The sequence below is a fragment of the Thermococcus sp. MV11 genome (genome assembly GCF_012027285.1).
GTDB classification, from domain to species: domain Archaea; phylum Methanobacteriota_B; class Thermococci; order Thermococcales; family Thermococcaceae; genus Thermococcus; species Thermococcus cleftensis.
On sequence record NZ_SNUD01000002.1, the window covers coordinates 11,996 to 27,202 of the forward strand.

14 protein-coding genes are annotated in these 15,207 nt (G+C 56.0%); 6 read left to right on the plus strand and 8 right to left on the minus strand.

Annotated features, from left to right (window positions below; all coding sequences use genetic code 11):
* Positions 1-33: 33 nt before the first annotated feature.
* Complete coding sequence (locus E3E27_RS05330; RefSeq protein WP_167773801.1) at positions 34-2,025, minus strand: 1,4-alpha-glucan branching protein; 1,992 nt, start codon at positions 2,023-2,025, stop codon at positions 34-36.
* 129 nt (positions 2,026-2,154) lie between these two features.
* On the opposite strand from E3E27_RS05330, the gene rqcH reads away from it, so the two are divergent.
* A complete protein-coding gene (rqcH, locus tag E3E27_RS05335) occupies positions 2,155-4,104 on the plus strand; it encodes a ribosome rescue protein RqcH (RefSeq protein WP_167773802.1) in 1,950 nt (649 codons plus the stop codon).
* Here rqcH and E3E27_RS05340 read toward each other — a convergent pair.
* Positions 4,101-4,511, minus strand: a complete 411-nt coding sequence (locus E3E27_RS05340; RefSeq protein ID WP_014788395.1) for a hypothetical protein — start codon at positions 4,509-4,511, stop codon at positions 4,101-4,103. The two genes, rqcH and E3E27_RS05340, sit on opposite strands and share 4 nt — an antisense overlap.
* Before the next feature lie 11 nt (positions 4,512-4,522).
* Positions 4,523-4,939: a nickel-responsive transcriptional regulator NikR gene (nikR, locus tag E3E27_RS05345; RefSeq protein ID WP_014788396.1), complete on the minus strand. Its 417-nt coding sequence runs from the start codon at positions 4,937-4,939 to the stop codon at positions 4,523-4,525.
* Between the two features lie 92 nt (positions 4,940-5,031).
* Between nikR and E3E27_RS05350 the strand changes: the two genes are divergently transcribed.
* On the plus strand, positions 5,032-5,478 hold the full coding sequence (locus tag E3E27_RS05350; RefSeq protein WP_014788397.1) for a hypothetical protein: 447 nt from the start codon (positions 5,032-5,034) through the stop codon (positions 5,476-5,478).
* Here E3E27_RS05350 and E3E27_RS05355 read toward each other — a convergent pair.
* From E3E27_RS05355 to E3E27_RS05365, 3 genes are all read right to left on the minus strand, one after another.
* Complete coding sequence (locus tag E3E27_RS05355; RefSeq protein ID WP_167773803.1) at positions 5,475-6,479, minus strand: TIGR00341 family protein; 1,005 nt, start codon at positions 6,477-6,479, stop codon at positions 5,475-5,477. The two genes, E3E27_RS05350 and E3E27_RS05355, sit on opposite strands and share 4 nt — an antisense overlap.
* A gap of 226 nt (positions 6,480-6,705) precedes the next feature.
* Entirely contained in the window at positions 6,706-7,401 is a 696-nt protein-coding gene (locus E3E27_RS05360; RefSeq protein WP_048151842.1) for a Ribonuclease P protein component 3, read from the minus strand.
* On the minus strand, positions 7,398-7,853 hold the full coding sequence (locus E3E27_RS05365; RefSeq protein ID WP_167774036.1) for an RNA-binding protein: 456 nt from the start codon (positions 7,851-7,853) through the stop codon (positions 7,398-7,400). Before E3E27_RS05365 ends, E3E27_RS05360 begins: the two co-directional genes overlap by 4 nt.
* A 106-nt stretch (positions 7,854-7,959) precedes the next feature.
* Here E3E27_RS05365 and E3E27_RS05370 point away from each other — a divergent pair, with 106 nt between their 5' ends.
* Complete coding sequence (locus tag E3E27_RS05370) at positions 7,960-8,190, plus strand: AbrB/MazE/SpoVT family DNA-binding domain-containing protein (protein ID WP_014788401.1); 231 nt, start codon at positions 7,960-7,962, stop codon at positions 8,188-8,190.
* Position 8,191: 1 nt separating this feature from the next.
* Positions 8,192-8,563, plus strand: a complete 372-nt coding sequence (locus tag E3E27_RS05375; protein WP_167773804.1) for a type II toxin-antitoxin system VapC family toxin — start codon at positions 8,192-8,194, stop codon at positions 8,561-8,563.
* Between the two features lie 6 nt (positions 8,564-8,569).
* Here E3E27_RS05375 and E3E27_RS05380 read toward each other — a convergent pair whose 3' ends face one another.
* A complete protein-coding gene (locus E3E27_RS05380; RefSeq protein ID WP_014788403.1) occupies positions 8,570-9,154 on the minus strand; it encodes a 50S ribosomal protein L15e in 585 nt (194 codons plus the stop codon).
* 128 nt (positions 9,155-9,282) lie between these two features.
* Between E3E27_RS05380 and E3E27_RS05385 the strand changes: the two genes are divergently transcribed.
* Both E3E27_RS05385 and leuS read left to right on the plus strand, forming a co-directional pair.
* On the plus strand, positions 9,283-10,353 hold the full coding sequence (locus tag E3E27_RS05385) for a Xaa-Pro peptidase family protein (protein WP_167774037.1): 1,071 nt from the start codon (positions 9,283-9,285) through the stop codon (positions 10,351-10,353).
* A 199-nt stretch (positions 10,354-10,552) separates the two neighbouring features.
* Positions 10,553-13,453: a leucine--tRNA ligase gene (gene leuS, locus E3E27_RS05390; RefSeq protein ID WP_167773805.1), complete on the plus strand. Its 2,901-nt coding sequence runs from the start codon at positions 10,553-10,555 to the stop codon at positions 13,451-13,453.
* Positions 13,454-13,535: 82 nt separating this feature from the next.
* Here leuS and E3E27_RS05395 read toward each other — a convergent pair whose 3' ends face one another.
* The gene (locus E3E27_RS05395) at positions 13,536-14,741 is read right to left on the minus strand and encodes a hypothetical protein (RefSeq protein ID WP_167773806.1); all 1,206 of its coding nucleotides are present in this window, start codon (positions 14,739-14,741) and stop codon (positions 13,536-13,538) included.
* Between the last annotated feature and the right edge of the window lie 466 nt (positions 14,742-15,207).

The following is a 15,207-nucleotide window of genomic DNA, read 5'->3' on the forward strand; positions in this document are numbered from 1 at the left end:
AAGACTTTCGAAACGGAATAAAAGGGGTAAAATTCAGGAAATCTGGGCCAGGAACTTCCTCAACCTCTTCGGTGAGATGCGGGTTTTCCTGGCCAGTTCCTCCACGTCGGCCCCCTTCAGATCCTCGATCGTGTGTATCCCAGCGCGCTGAAGCTTTGCCAGCGTCTTCGGCCCGATGCCCTTTATCCTGAGAAGGTCGCTCCCGGTTTTGTCGGGGCCTTTCTTTCTCACCAACCTGCGCTTCTCAATCCCGCCGGACTTCACCCGCTTTACGGCCTTTTTTGAGGGCCTGACTGCCACCTCCTTCACCACCTCCGTGGCGTAGGCCCTCTTAGCAACTTCCCTCGACCGTTCGACCGGCTCTTCAGTTCTCTCCGGAGGAACCTCTGGGGGCTCCACGAACTCCTCAAGCTCCGGGGGATTATCGCTCACGTAGTGAGCCATCACCACCGGCCTGAAGGCGTTGTCCCTCTCCTCCAGCTCCTCAAGGAGCTTAACGTCGATATCCCCAGTCCTCACGTACCTCACCAGCTCGTTGGCCAGCCTGTGGAAGTCCCTGCTGTGGAGCAGTATTCTGCGCTCGGCGTACCCCCTCGCCTGTCCAGTGGTTATGAGGAACTCCCAGTCGCTGGCTTCGAGGATCAAGAGCTCCCTCGCCAGCTGTTCAAGGATTCTATCGGTGGTTCTGTCCCTTCCGTAGTACCTGCTCGCCAGCGCTACCATTCTGTCCTCGGCCCGGTAGACGTGCTCCCACGCCCACTCCGTCTCAGCGTTCCACCAGGTGGAGTGGTCGGAGTTAGCTCCCCACGAGCCCTCGGGCAGTTCAATCCCGTACCTCTCGCCGGTGTAGTTGTCGAGGTAGGCGGAGAGCGTCGTGGTGACTATTCCCCTCTCCGCCATCAGCTCAAGAACCCTGCCGAGCCACTTGACCCCCTCGAACCACCAGTGGCCGAAGAGCTCGGTGTCGTAGGGCGAGACCACTATGCCCTTCTCGCCCGTCTCCTCCTCGAACTCGGCCAGGAGCCCCTCGACCAGGCCCACGAAGTGCCTCGCGTGCTCCTCTACGCGTTCCATCGCCCTCTCGGGGTCGTAGAAGTCTTTATCGCCCAGCTCAACGTCCTTGCCCGTCACGCGCCAGTACTGGCCACCGCTCTTCGGCGCCTTTCTGTGGAACTCCCTGTACCAGAAGTCGCCTGGGTAACCGTAGTGGGCGCTCCAGACCTGATGGCCGGTTTCCCTGTTGCGGGCGAAGACTGCCACGCGGGAGCCTTTAATCCAGTAGGGCCTGAGGGTGCTCTTATCACCCTCGTGGAGGGGAATCTCACCGTAGCCCCCCGTCACCGGCCCCTTGTCGATAAGGTTGCTCTCGACGAAGAAGTACTCGATGCCGAACTCCTCCAGGAACTTCTCTATGCCGGCCCTCTTAACCCTCCTCCCACCGGGCAGTTCCCACTCTCCGGCCGGCCGGTAGGCGCACTCGGGAAGCCATATTCCCCTCGGCCTCCTGCCGAAGTGCTTCTCGTAGGTCGCCACTCCGTTGGCCAGCTGGGCCCTTATCGCCTCGTCCCTGCCGAGGAGCGGGAGGTAGCCGTGCGTCGCGGCTGATGTTATTATCTCAATGTAGCCGGTATCCTGAAACTCGCGGAGCTTGCCCACTATGTCCCCGTTGATGGCCTTCCAGTAGTTGTAGACCTTCCTGAAGTGGTCGAGGGAGGCCTTGACGGCCCTCCCGTCGTACCTGCCCGATTTCAGGTCCTCCTCGGTGGCTTCAATCTTCCTGAGAAGGTACCTCTCGAACTCGGCCTTGATGTACTCATCGGCCAGCTGCTCTGCCAGGACGGGCGTCACGTTAATCACGAGCTGGAACCTGACTCCGGAGGAGCGGAGGCGTTCGAACTCCATGAGCAGGGGAAGGTATGTCTCGCTCATCGCCTCGTAGAGCCACTCCTCACCGAAGGGCCACTTTCCATGCTTTCGCACGTAGGGTATGTGGGTGTGCAGGACGAATGTGAAATGGCCTCTCATCGTGTATCACCGGGAGTGTTATCGAGCTTGGAGTATTTAACCTTATCCAGAACAGAGTTGGCCCCGTGAACACTTGCGGACACCGGTTAGGTTTAAAGGGTGGAGCGCCAACCCCGGAGGGGTGGGAGAATGAAGGAGGAGATGAGTTCAGTTGATATCCGCTACGTCGTGAGGGAACTCCAGTGGCTGGTCGGCTCTCGCGTTGATAAGGTCTACCACGACGGAGACGAAATCAGGATAAAACTCCGAACGAGGGAAGGGAGGGCGGACTTAATCCTCCAGGCCGGCAAGAGGTTCCATCTCACGAGCTACGTGAAGGAGGCTCCAAAGCAGCCGTCAAGCTTCACCATGCTCCTCAGGAAGCATCTCAGCGGCGGATTCATAGACGCCATAGAACAGCACGGCTTCGACAGGATTGTAAAGATTCGCGTTGGGGACTACACCCTCATCGGCGAGCTCTTCCGGAGGGGGAACGTGATCCTCGTGGATTCAGAGAACAGAATCGTTGCAGCTTTGCGCTACGAGGAGTACAAGGACAGGGCGATAAAGCCGAAGGCAGAATACAAGTACCCCCCCGCGAGAGAGAACCCGCTTGAGGTGAGCTTTGAGCGGTTTTTGGAGCTGATGCGCGAGGAGGAGCTTGAGCTCGTGCGCGCCTTAGCCAGGAAGCTCAACATGGGCGGCATGTACGCGGAGGAAATCTCGATAAGGGCAGGCTTTGCCAAAACGACGCCTGTCAAGGAACTCAGCGACGAAGACCTGAGGAAGGTCTACGAGGCTATGGTGAAAACCTTCAACGACGAGCCGAGGCCCAACATAGTCTTCAAGGAGGGCAACATGCACGACGTCGTTCCAATCGAGCTAAAAATCTACGAGGGGCTTGAGAAGAAGTATTTTAACACCTTCAGCGAGGCCCTCGACGAGTACTTCGGAAGGATAACCATCGAGAAGGCCAAGATCGAGAGGACGAGAAAGCTAGAAAACAAGAAGAGACAGCTTCTCATGACGCTCAGGAAGCAGGAGGAGATGCTGAAGGGCTTTGAGGGGGCAATGCGGGAGAACCAGGAGATAGGGGACTTAATCTACGCCAACTATTCCCTGGTGGAGAGGCTCTTGGACGAGTTCAGAAGAGCAACAGAGAAGCTTGGCTGGGAGGAGTTCAGGAAGCGCATCGAGGAGGGTAAGAAGGCCGGCAACAGGGCGGCGCTTATGGTGAAGGGAATCAACCCTAAGGAAAAATCTGTAACGATTGAGCTCGAGGAGAAGAAGGTGAAGCTCTACCTCAACAGGAGCATAGGCGAGAACGCCGAGCTCTACTACGAGAAGGCCAAGAAGTTCAGGCACAAGTACGAGGGGGCGCTGAAGGCCTACGAGGACACGAAGAGGAAGCTGAACGAGGTGGAGAAGCTCATCGAGGAGGAGATGAAGAAGGAGCTCAACGTTAAGAGAATTGAGAGGAGAAAGAAGAAGTGGTTCGAGAAGTTCCGCTGGTTCATTTCGAGCGAGGGCTTTCTGGTGTTGGCGGGCAAGGACGCGAGCACCAACGAGATTCTCATAAAGAGGCACATGAGCGAGAACGACCTCTACTGCCACGCCAACGTTTACGGAGCACCCCACGTCGTCATCAAGGACGGCCAGAAGGCTGGCGAAAGGACAATCTTCGAGGCCTGCCAGTTCGCGGTTTCGATGAGCAAGGCCTGGAGCAGGGGAGTTTACAGCGAAGACGCCTACTGGGCCTACCCCAACCAGGTCACCAAGCAGACGCCGAGCGGCGAGTACCTCGGCAAGGGGGCCTTCATGGTCTACGGCAAGAGGAACTGGCTCCACGGACTCCCTCTTAAGCTCGCGGTGGGTGTGATAAACTACGAGGGGGAGGATTTCGTCGTCTGCGCGCCGGTAGAAGCGATTAAGGCCCACACGAAGAGGTACATCGTAATCCGTCCCGGCTCACTGAAGAAGAGCGAGCTGGTGAAGAGGATAAAGCGTATTCTCGAAAAGTGGGGCTACAGGGTGAAGGAAGAGGATCTCATGGCCGTCCTTCCGCCCGGAAACGGCGACGTGGTGGAGGTGGTGGGCTAAAGGTACCTTCCGCCACCGAACATAACGCCAGCCAAGAAGCCGCCCAGGGCCAGCAGGTAGCCCTCTCCGATGATATTGGGCAGGTCGTTTCCGTAGAAGTGCCAGACGACGAGGGTAAAGATCAGCATTCCAAAGATGCCGAGGCCAGGTCCCAGTCGGCCGCCAAGTATCCCGAAGAGTACCCCAAGGAGTATCATAAAGATGCCGGCAAAGAAGACGACAAAGGTGAATATCGAACCTGTACTCGATGGGTTGAGCCACCAGAAGGCACCCTCAAATCCCTCCTGAGGTAGAAGGACTCTGCCGAGGATCCCGAGGAAGGTCACGTCTCCGGAGGGCGGCCTGAGCCAGACCAGGGGAAAAGAAACGAGAACGACAAGAGAAGCCAGAAAGCTCACCAGCCTCATTGAAACGCCCCCTAAACCAACTCCTTTCCGGTTCCCGTCATCACGAGCTTTCCGTGCTTAACACCCTTGAGGCTCAGCAGCCTGTCGGCTATCTCCTTTATCCTGCTCGCCTTCCCCTTCACGATGATGACCTCCAGGCAGTTGTGCTCGTCCATGTGGACGTGGATACTGGAGATTATCTCATGTAAGTAGTCGTGCTGTAAATCGAGCAGTTCCTTGACGACGTCGGCCTCATCGTGGTTGTAGAGCATCGTTATCGTTCCCGCAACCTCAGCATCACCAGTTTCCCATTCGTGCCGGATTATGAAGTCCCTCATCATATCCCTAATGGCCTCGCTCCTGTTCACGTAACCCTTCTCCTCTATTATGCGGTCGAACTTCCGGAGGAGTTCATCGGGAACTGAAACGCCAAAGCGGGTAATCTTCATGCCACCACCGTACCATGTTTGGGACCAATCATTAAAAATGTGACCTTCCCCTCCAACGAAAGCCTTTTATCCCTCGGCGGAAAGTGGCTTCTATGCCAATAGGGAAGCTGTACGCGATAGCGAGGAGTGAACTAGCCAAAGACCTCGTTTTTGAGATAGACGACGAGCCCGTGACCCTCTCGATAAAGGGCCTCCTCATAGCCCAGGTAGATTCGAAGAGCTACAACTTCTCCTTCTTCGAGCTTAGCGAGAGCGAGTTTGTGCTGGCGGTCCAGATGAAGGGCTTCATCGTTTACCTCGCCATGGAGGCCGACGAGGAGATTGACGAGGAAGCCTATCCCGAACTCGTCAGAATCCTCCTCGAACAACTGACGCCAGCCATAGCCTTCCTCGTAACCAGGGCGGAGAAGGATTACACGGGAAAGGCCGACCTGCTCCTCGACGACGATATGAGCCCCAGTCTCAAGGAGTTCTTCTACGGCCTGCTGATGAAGTACAGGAAGGGAAGGCCTGTTTACGAGCAGACCGAAGTGGCCTAGCCGGAGAGGAGTTCAAGGAGGGCCAGAAGGATAACCATTGTCGCCAGTACCGCACCGGTTCTCCTGGTGTATATCTTAGCCGCCCTCTTCTCGTAGTAGCTCCTGGGAGAGACGTTCAGGAGATAAAGCGCGAGGAGGGAGCCTAGAAGCAGACCGAGGACATTCTCCAGTGTGAGGACGAGGGAGCCTTCAAAGACCTCCCACCAGCCCATAGCGAGGGATATCCCAACCACCGTCGTTGGAGGAACGAGAGCGGCCGCTATCGAAACCCCCGCGAGAATCTCGGGAACCCTGCTAACTATGGCGACTATTCCTGCATAACCAAGGATTACCGCGAGGAGTATATAAACCAGCCCCGACTCGCCGCGGACGAGTATCTCGTGGGTGGGCTCGGCTGGCATCGCACCGAGAAGCTTGAGCACCGCGGCGGCCAGAAGGGCAGAGAGAAAGATGATGCCCAAGAACTTGAGCATGGAATAGACCGCGTTGAGTGCGTCCCGTCCCTTGCCCATGACGATGTTCAGCGAGAAGCCATAGAGGGGGCCTAGGATTGGTGACAGGAGCATTGCCGAGATTATCATCACTATGCTGTCGTTTATCAGCCCAAAGAGGGCTATTATCGATGCAACCGCGCCGAGAGTCAGCTGAATGGGGTCTATGTTGGCCCCGCTATTGGCGCTCTCGATGAGCCCCTCAATGTCCGCCAGGGTCCAGCGCCGGCGGTACTTCTCAAGGGTCCTGACCGAGCTGGAGTACCTGACCGACTTCCCTCTCACCGGCGCCCAGGTTATCGATGAGTGAGCCTTCCTGAGGTCGATTGCCCTCATAAGGTCGTCGGCCACATCGTTTATCACGAAATCCGGGACGAGGGCCGTGAACTTCAGAATCCTGCGGTCGTTGCCCTTGACTTCCTCGGTGTAAAACTGAACTCCCCACTTGGCCAGAACCTCGGACACCTTGGATCCTTCACCCTCGTCGCAGTAGATCTCGAGGCGCAACATAAGGCATCAGAATAACTGGACGCTCCGGCCTAATAACACTTCCGGGACAGATTATACACCCAACGCCTTCGCAATAGATGGTAAGGAAACAGAGAGTCAGAAAGTTTTTATAACCCTCAAGCCGAGTTATTGAAAGGTGATCCCATGGAGATCCAAAACAGAAAAAAGCTGCTCGCGGTTCTACTGGTGCTGATGGTTCTCGGGGTCGGGATAGCGTTCCTCGTCCTCAGGTACGGCTGGTGGCAGTGGGGACCGTAAACCCCTCCAGCATCGCTATCGGGTAGAAGTGTAGACTTGCCCTCGCCTCCGGCAGTTCCATTCCGATGTTTATCCCAAGGCTCATCAAGTCCCTCGGCGAGCGAACCTCCCATTTACTTTCAGCGGAGCTCGTGAGAAAGCGCGGAACTCGGTACTTCCTGACCAGCTCCCAGGTCTTCGCCATGAAGCGGAGGAGCTGAACCCTCTCGTAGGGGTTCGCGCGGAGAAGCGGAGCGAGCGAAAAGCCCACCGCGACCCCTCTCTTTGCCGCTATCCTCGCCAGGACGTGGTCGAAGCCGGGATCCTTCCTCCCGAGCCAGGGGCTTATCAGGGCATCGACGCCGCTCTCCAGCGCAAAGCGGTTCACCCTCATATCCCCGCCCTGGACGTAGATGAGGGCCTTTAAGTTGCGGTTCTTCACCTCGCGGATTAGGCTGGGCTTTTTCGTGACTATGAGAAGGGCCACCCTCCCATACCTCTCGCGGAGAAGCCTGAGCTCCTCTTTGAGCTCACCCCAGTTCGGAGAGCTTTCGAGAACCAGCTTTTTCGTGAAAACCACTTCATCGAACCACTCCTTGGCCAGCTCGTACGCCTCTTCGCTCCTCACGTCCATCTCGATGAAGTGCTCGCGCGAGAAGGAGACCTCTTCCACTTCTCCCCTCATTCCTCCAGCCACTCCCTCACGGCTTTCACAACTGCCTCCTTCCTCATCGGGAAGGCCTTGACCTTTATCCTGACCTGTATGGTGTCGCCGCCCTCGTCTATCTCCGGCTCACCGAGATAGGCCTTCTGCTTGTTAAAGCGGACGTAGAGGGTGCCCTCCTCGTCGACCTTCTCATCAAGGTTGTCGATGATGTAGTGTTTGTCCTCCTCGCTCAGCAGTTCCTTGAAGTGGTCGATGAACTTCCTAACCGCCCTGCTCCGCTTTATCTCGACGTTCACCACTTTAATTGGGTTCCCGAAGAATCCAGTGGTCTCGTCCACGTCGAAGAGAACGTCATCATCGTCTATTTCATCGGGAATGAAGGTCGCTATCGCCTCCAGAACCTTGTCCTCGTCCTCGGTTGCCTGAATGAAGGTGGTTATCCTGACGTGGTGTGCCCTAATCTTTCCCATCGCCCTCACCGGGGTTGATTCGATGCCGCGCTTTAAAAGGTAACCGCCGCGCGCGTTGGTGGGAAAAACTTAAATAAAATCCCACTAATCAGCTAATGGTGGGAAAATGCTGGCAAGGGTGGATTCAAGGGGAAGGCTGTACCTCCCCAAGGAGCTCAGGGAAAACCTACCGAGGGAGGTTTACCTGGTCAGGGTCGATGATGGCATACTCATAGTCCCAAAGCCCGATGATCCGGTAAAGGAACTCGAAGAGCTCGGGAAGGGCCTCCCCGACGTTCCGATCGAAGAGCTGAGGAGGGAAATCCTGAAGGAAGCGGAGAGGCTCGCGGGTGGGTGAGATGGTCTACGCAGATACAGATCTTTTCCTTGCCCTGCTGAAACCCAGCGACTGGCTCAAGGAAAACTCCAGGAAAATCTACGAGAGGTACCGGGGTCAGATAACGACCTCCGAGGCGACATTAATGGAACTCCTGATACTCTCGAAGAGGTTCAGCCTCGACCCGGTAAGGATCATGGCGGCAGTCATGGCGATGACGAACATCGAAGATGAGGCCTACCTCAGGGCGGCCTACTACATGAAGGAGCACGGGCTAAATCCCTTCGATGCCCTCCACGCGGCAAAGTGCGGCGGGACGATAATCAGCTCTGACAAGGCCTTTGACAAGTTGGGAATCAAAAGGATAAAGCTTGAGAAACCGGAAGAAGATTAGAGGAAATCACTTGCCCTTGCCCTTGTTGGCCCTTATGCTGGGCCTGACCTTCTCGGCACCCTTGCCCTTGTTCCTCAGGCCGCGGCTCTTCCTGCCGGCGCTGGTGAGTCCGCGGAAGACGCGACCCTTGTGGGCCTTGCCGGTGATCCAGTTGATCTTGGGGTCAGCCTTGATGACCGGGTGGTGCGGGTCCACCATTATGACTTCAAACCACCTGTACATTCCGTCCTCGCCGACCCAGTAGGAGTTGAGGACCTCAAGGTTCGGGAACTTTCTGGCGGCCTTCTCCTCGGCTATCCACTGGAGGCTCTTCTTCGGGCTGTACTTGACCATACCCATCTTGCTCGGCTTCCTTCCGCCCTTCCACCTGGGCCTCTTCCTTCCGCCCTTCCTCACGCGAACGCGAACCATGACGTAGCCCTGCTTGGCCTGGTAGCCGAGGCTCCTGGCGCGGTCGAGCCTGGTCGGCCTCTCGATCCTCACGACGACCGGCTCTCTCCTCCACTTTATCATTCTAACCTTGAGAAGCTCCCCGACGTAGCTCTTCTTGGGGCTCTTCCAGGCTTCCCTAATGTACTTGTACATTCCCATCTTGCACCCTCCTTCCACGTTTGTGGTTCTCCGCAGTGCGGAACATCCCGCGGGCTGAGCCCGCCCAGTCGGTCGAGGTTCGAGGTTGAGTTTTTAAGGATTGCGGAGTACTCAGTGCGGTGATGGAAATGCGCCTTCAGAAACTCGCCTCCCTCATGAAGGAGAAGAACTTTGATGGAGCTGTAATCAGCCCCGGAACGAACCTCTACTACCTCACCGGGCTGAAGATTCACGAGGCCGGGGAGAGATTGACCGTCCTCGTCGTGAGCGCCGACGGGAACTACCACCTCCTCGCCCCGGGCCTCTACGAGAACGTCGTGAGGAACTTCCCGGTCACGTTCTGGCGCGACGGTGAAAATCCCTACCACAAGCTCGCTTGGATTCTGGCGGAGCTGGAGCTGTCATCGGGAAGGTTGCTGATCGAGGACACGATGCGCGCCGACTGGCTGATAAACATCATAAAGCTGGGCCGCTTCGAGTTCCACCCCCTGAGCTCGCTCATGAGGGAGCTCCGCATGAGAAAGGACAAGCACGAGATAGAGATGATGAAGCACGCGGCCAAGGCGGCAGATAGAATCTTCGATGAGATACTGAGCTGGGACCTGCTCGGTATGCGCGAGCGTGAGCTGGCGTTGAAGATAGAACTTGCCGTTAGGGAACTTAGCGACGGGATTTCCTTCGAGCCGATAGTTGCGAGCGGAGAGAACGCGGCAAACCCCCACCACGAGCCCGGTGAGAGAAGGCTGAGAAAGGGGGACATGGTGATACTCGATTACGGGGCCAGGTGGAGGGGCTACTGCTCCGACATAACGAGGACAATAGCCATTGGAAGGCCCAGCGAGAAGCTCGTTGAGATCTACGAGGTCGTCAAGGAGGCGCAGGAAAACGCCTACCGGGCGGTCAGGGAGGGAACAAAGGCAAAGGAGGTCGATAGGGCCGCGAGGGAAGCCATAGCCAGAGCGGGCTACGGTGAGTACTTCACCCACAGAACCGGGCACGGGCTCGGCTTGGACGTCCATGAAGAGCCGTACATCGGCCCAGATGGGGAAACTATCCTTGAAAACGGCATGACCTTCACGATAGAGCCTGGAATTTATATCCCGAGCCTCGGAGGGGTTCGCATAGAGGACGACGTGGTAGTGCTCGATGGAAGGGGAAAGAGACTCACCAGGGCAGATAGGGAGCTAGTTTTCCTTTGATATTCTTCTTTCACACTCGCCCTCGGAGCGGAAGAGGTTGTTCCATCTCCAAAAACCTTAAATACCCAAAGCCGTTACTCGCTCCGATGCCGATGAGGGGGGAGTGTCTTCTCCACCGCTGGAACTACAGTGCCTGATTTCACCGATAACCCCCCTATTCTTGACTCCCGCTCTTTTGAAAAATCAAGGAGGTATAGCCATGGCTGGACTAGACTTTAAGGCCATCGAGGAGAAATGGCAAAAACGCTGGCTGGAGGAGAGGGTTTTCGAGCCCGACAGGGAGGCCAGACCAAAGGAAAAGAAGTTCTACATAACGGTCGCCTTCCCCTACCTCTCCGGCCACCTCCACGTCGGCCACGCGAGAACCTACACGATTCCGGACGTCATAGCGCGCTTTAAGAGAATGCAGGGCTACAACGTGCTCTTCCCGATGGCATGGCACATAACTGGGGCGCCGATTGTTGGAATCGCAGAGCGCATAAAGAACCGCGACCCGAAGACCATACACATCTACCGCGACGTCTACAAAGTTCCCGAGGAAATCCTCTGGAAGTTCGAGGACCCTAGGGAGATAGTCAAGTACTTCATGAAGGCCGCGAAGGAGACTTTCATACGGGCTGGCTTCTCCGTTGACTGGAGCAGGGAGTTCCATACCACAAGCCTCTTCCCGCCCTTCAGCAAGTTCATCGAGTGGCAGTTCTGGACGCTCAGGGACATGGGGCTGGTCGTCAAGGGCGCCCACAGGGTTCGCTGGGACCCGGTTGTTGGCACTCCCCTCGGCGACCACGACATAATGGAGGGCGAGGACGTCCAGATTCTCGAGTACGTCATCATCAAGTTTATCCTCAACGAAAACGGCGAGGAGATCTACCTGCCGGCGGCGACGCTGAGGCCCGAGACGGTCTACGGAGTAACCAACATGTGGCTGAACCCAGAGGCGATTTACGTCAAGGCGAAAGTCAGGCGCAACGGAAGGGAGGAGACCTGGATAATCAGCAAAGAAGCCGCTTACAAGCTCTCCTTCCAGGACAGGGAGATTGAGGTCGTCGAGGAGTTCAGGGGCGAGAGGCTGATCGGCAAGTACGTGAAGAACCCCGTAACTGGCGACGAGGTCATAATCCTGCCGGCCGAGTTCGTTGACCCGGATAACGCGACAGGGGTTGTCATGAGCGTTCCGGCTCACGCTCCCTTCGACCACGTGGCTTTAGAAGACTTAAAGAAGGAGACCGAGCTCCTGCTCAAGTACGACATAGACCCGCGCGTGGTCGAGGAGATAAGCTACATCTCGTTGATAAGCCTTGAGGGTTACGGCGACTTTCCCGCCGTGGAAGAGGCTGAGAGGCTCGGGGTGAAGAGTCAGAGGGACGTTGAGAAGCTCGAAGAGGCCACCAAGAACATCTACAAGGCCGAGTACCACAAGGGCATCTTCAAGATAGAGCCCTACGCTGGAAAGCCCGTTCAGGAGGTTAAGGACCTGATAGCAAAGGAGCTCCAGGAGAAGGGCATCGCCGAGATAATGTACGAGTTCGCGGAAAAGCCCGTCATTTCGCGCTTCGGCAACCAGGCCGTCATCAAGATAATCCACGACCAGTGGTTCATCGACTACGGCAACCCCGAGTGGAAGGAGAAGGCGAGGGAAGCTTTGGCAAACATGACGATTTACCCAGAGAGCAGGCGCGCACAGTTCGAGGCGGTGATAGAGTGGCTCGACAAGAAGGCCTGCGCGAGGAAGGTCGGCCTGGGAACGCCCCTGCCCTGGGATCCGGAGTGGGTAATCGAGAGCCTGAGCGACTCAACGATATACATGGCCTACTACACGATAAGCAGGCACATCAACAGGCTGAGAGAAGAGGGCAGGCTCGATCCGGAGAAGCTCGACAGGGAGTTCTTCGACTACATCTTCCGCGAGGACTTCAGCGAGAAGCGCGAGAAGGAGCTGGCCGAGAAGACCGGGATTCCAGCGGAGATCATCCATGAAATGAAGGAGGAGTTCGAGTACTGGTACCCGCTCGACTGGCGCTGCTCGGCGAAGGACCTGATACCGAACCACCTGACGTTCTTCATCTTCAACCACACGGCGATATTCAAGCGCGAGCACTGGCCGAGGGGCATAGCGGTGAACGGCTTCGGGACGCTCGAGGGCCAGAAGATGAGCAAGAGCAAGGGCAACGTGCTGAACTTCATCGATGCAATCGAGGAGAACGGTGCCGATGTGGTGAGGCTCTACATAATGGGCCTTGCCGAGCACGACAGCGACTTCGACTGGCGCAGGAAGGAGGTCGGAAAGCTCCGCAGGCAGGTCGAGAGGTTCTACGAGCTTGTGAGCGAGTTCGCAAGCTACGAGGCCGAGGAGACCGAGCTTAAGAGCATCGACCGCTGGATGCTCCACAGGCTCAACAAGGCAATCGAGGGGACGACCAAAGCCCTTGAGGAGTTCCGGACGAGGACCGCCGTCCAGTGGGCCTTTTACTCAGTCCTCAACGACCTGCGCTGGTACATGAGGAGGACGGAGGGAAGGGACGACGAGGCAAAGCGCTACGTGCTCAGAAAGCTCGCGGAAATCTGGGTAAGGCTCATGGCGCCGTTCACCCCGCACATAAGCGAGGAGCTCTGGGAGAAGCTCGGCGGGGAAGGGTTTGTCAGCCTCGCTCCCTGGCCCGAGCCGGTCGAGGAGTGGTGGAACGAGACGGTCGAGGCTGAGGAGGAGTTCATAAAGGCCCTCATCGACGACATCAGGGAGATAATCGAGGTCGCGAAGATAGAGAAGGCAGAGAAGGCCTACATCTACACGGCTCCAGAGTGGAAGTGGCGCGTTGTGGAAGTCGTCGCCGAGAAGAGGGACTTCAAGTCAGCTATGGCCGAGCTGATGAAGGACCCGGAGATGAGGAAGCACGGCAAGGAGATAAGCAAGCTGATACAGAGGCTCATAAAGGAGAGGGCCTTTGAAGTGAGACGCATAGACGAGGAAAAGGCCCTGAGGGAAGCCAAGGACTTTATGGAGAAGGAGCTCGGCATCGAGATAATCATCAACCCTGGGGAGGACAAAGGAGGAAAGAAGAGGGCCGCGATGCCTATGAAGCCGGCGGTGTTTGTTGAGTAAAGGCCGTTATTTCTTTCCCCTCTATTTTCAATCGAATAAGTGACGGTCATCAAAAAGTAAAGAAAAGGACGCCTCCCGTGTTCTAATCTCGAAGTTGAATCATTCCTTCCCAGGGGAACATCTCCACGGTGAACTCCACGGGCGGAGCGTCCACGTCTTTTTTCACCACGTAAGTTCCGCTAAACGGCGAATCGACGGGCGCCTCATAAACAAACGTAGCGTCCGCCCTCACCCGTATTTTGCCCTCGTAAAACGGTGTTCCCTGCTTGACGTGCACCAAAACGACCGGACGGGAAACAAAAATCTGACCCCACGCAGGGGAGCTCGTTAACAGCCCCTTCTTCTTGAGGTCGTAGAACTCGAACTGAACGTCATAATTCGGGTCGATGATACGGGTGTACCATTTGAAACCCAGTCCCGTCGTGTGGCTTTCACTAAACCCCGCCTGAGCCGTGGGAAGTGGCCTCCCGGTTGCATCAATACCGAAATCAAGATTCAGCCCCCAGGTCACCGCGGATTGAGATGTTGAACCACTATCATCGGGTCTGAAGCTACCGTACCCGATAAACGCATCGTCGGAATTCAACACCGTAACCCTGTCTTTAACCTCCTTGACTGCAATCTTGAAGTCCGACGGAAGATCCCTATCAGACGGAACCTCCGCCGAATGGGTTATGGCTACGTAGTAGACGTACTGACCCCACTCCCCGTAGGTGCCCCAAAACTCGGCTCCAACGCCGTTGTAAACCGTTGCCTTTCGGACGATCCAGGGGGCAGTGGCGACCTCTATCTCCCGGGAGGTCCTCAACGAGAGTATCGCCCCCAAGTATTTCCAAGCCCGGGGAGGCTCGTCTGAAAGGGCGCCTTTCACTTCAAGGGGCGTGTTTTCAAACTTACTGACCTCTGAATAGAAGTCCTTCGTAAGGGTCTTGACATCTAAGTCATCACTATCATACCCGAAGTAATACAGCGGTACATACGCGCCCGAAGGAAGGGGCCTCAGAGCGATTCCAACGAAGGTGGCGTCACCGAATTCCTCGAACTTTATTCTGAGTGTCAGCCTATCCCAATACTTCTGAAGGAACTGCTCGGCCAGATGTAGGCTTAGCTTGCCCGTGAACGTTTTCATGATGATACCTTTCTCATGGCCGGGAAGAGGAGATATCGAGATTCCATCAGAGGGTATTGAGGAAGTTTTGGTAGGCTTCACAGTGTCTGACGCACTTACAAGAACCATTCCAACCATCAGCAGTCCGAGAAGGACTGCAATCAGGGGCTTCCACTTCACCGAGTTTACCTCCGCCAAGTTGTTTGCAGTATCTTCTAAAGCAACTTATCCTTATAAATTTTTCCTTTTACTTTTAGTAAAAATTCTTCCTTTTTTTTCAGAGTATAGATTTATTCAGAGTGAGATATTGCTTTTAGAATTGGTCAAAAGAAGCCCGAGTAAAAGAGTTGCATGGCAGTGCAATTGACAACAAAGTCGCGTAGAGTGTCTTATCCTTTACTCCCTTTAAGAACCACGGAAATTCCCAACCCGCCATTAATTCAACCCCACCCTGTAAAACCTTTTCTCAGAAAACTCCTTAAAGGGAAGGCTTTTAGCCATTTTCGGTGTTTTCCATGCCCGCTGACGAGGAAACGTTTAAGAAAGATGTTCTCTCCAGAATTCCACTCCGAAGCGAGCCCCCACTTCACCCAAATTGGCTTCATCTAGAAATGATCGAGCGCTTCAGGGTTCTCAGGTTCGCCCC

Excerpts from the sequence above, each read along its gene's own strand:
- E3E27_RS05330 (WP_167773801.1), bottom strand. The coding sequence starts at position 2,025 with ATGAGAGGCCATTTCACATTCGTCCTGCACACCCACATACCCTACGTG.
- rqcH (WP_167773802.1), top strand. The coding sequence starts at position 2,155 with ATGAAGGAGGAGATGAGTTCAGTTGATATCCGCTACGTCGTGAGGGAA.
- E3E27_RS05340 (WP_014788395.1), bottom strand. The coding sequence starts at position 4,511 with ATGAGGCTGGTGAGCTTTCTGGCTTCTCTTGTCGTTCTCGTTTCTTTT.
- nikR (WP_014788396.1), bottom strand. The coding sequence starts at position 4,939 with ATGAAGATTACCCGCTTTGGCGTTTCAGTTCCCGATGAACTCCTCCGG.
- E3E27_RS05350 (WP_014788397.1), top strand. The coding sequence starts at position 5,032 with ATGCCAATAGGGAAGCTGTACGCGATAGCGAGGAGTGAACTAGCCAAA.
- E3E27_RS05355 (WP_167773803.1), bottom strand. The coding sequence starts at position 6,479 with ATGTTGCGCCTCGAGATCTACTGCGACGAGGGTGAAGGATCCAAGGTG.
- E3E27_RS05360 (WP_048151842.1), bottom strand. The coding sequence starts at position 7,401 with ATGAGGGGAGAAGTGGAAGAGGTCTCCTTCTCGCGCGAGCACTTCATC.
- E3E27_RS05365 (WP_167774036.1), bottom strand. The coding sequence starts at position 7,853 with ATGGGAAAGATTAGGGCACACCACGTCAGGATAACCACCTTCATTCAG.
- E3E27_RS05370 (WP_014788401.1), top strand. The coding sequence starts at position 7,960 with ATGCTGGCAAGGGTGGATTCAAGGGGAAGGCTGTACCTCCCCAAGGAG.
- E3E27_RS05375 (WP_167773804.1), top strand. The coding sequence starts at position 8,192 with ATGGTCTACGCAGATACAGATCTTTTCCTTGCCCTGCTGAAACCCAGC.
- E3E27_RS05380 (WP_014788403.1), bottom strand. The coding sequence starts at position 9,154 with ATGGGAATGTACAAGTACATTAGGGAAGCCTGGAAGAGCCCCAAGAAG.
- E3E27_RS05385 (WP_167774037.1), top strand. The coding sequence starts at position 9,283 with ATGCGCCTTCAGAAACTCGCCTCCCTCATGAAGGAGAAGAACTTTGAT.
- leuS (WP_167773805.1), top strand. The coding sequence starts at position 10,553 with ATGGCTGGACTAGACTTTAAGGCCATCGAGGAGAAATGGCAAAAACGC.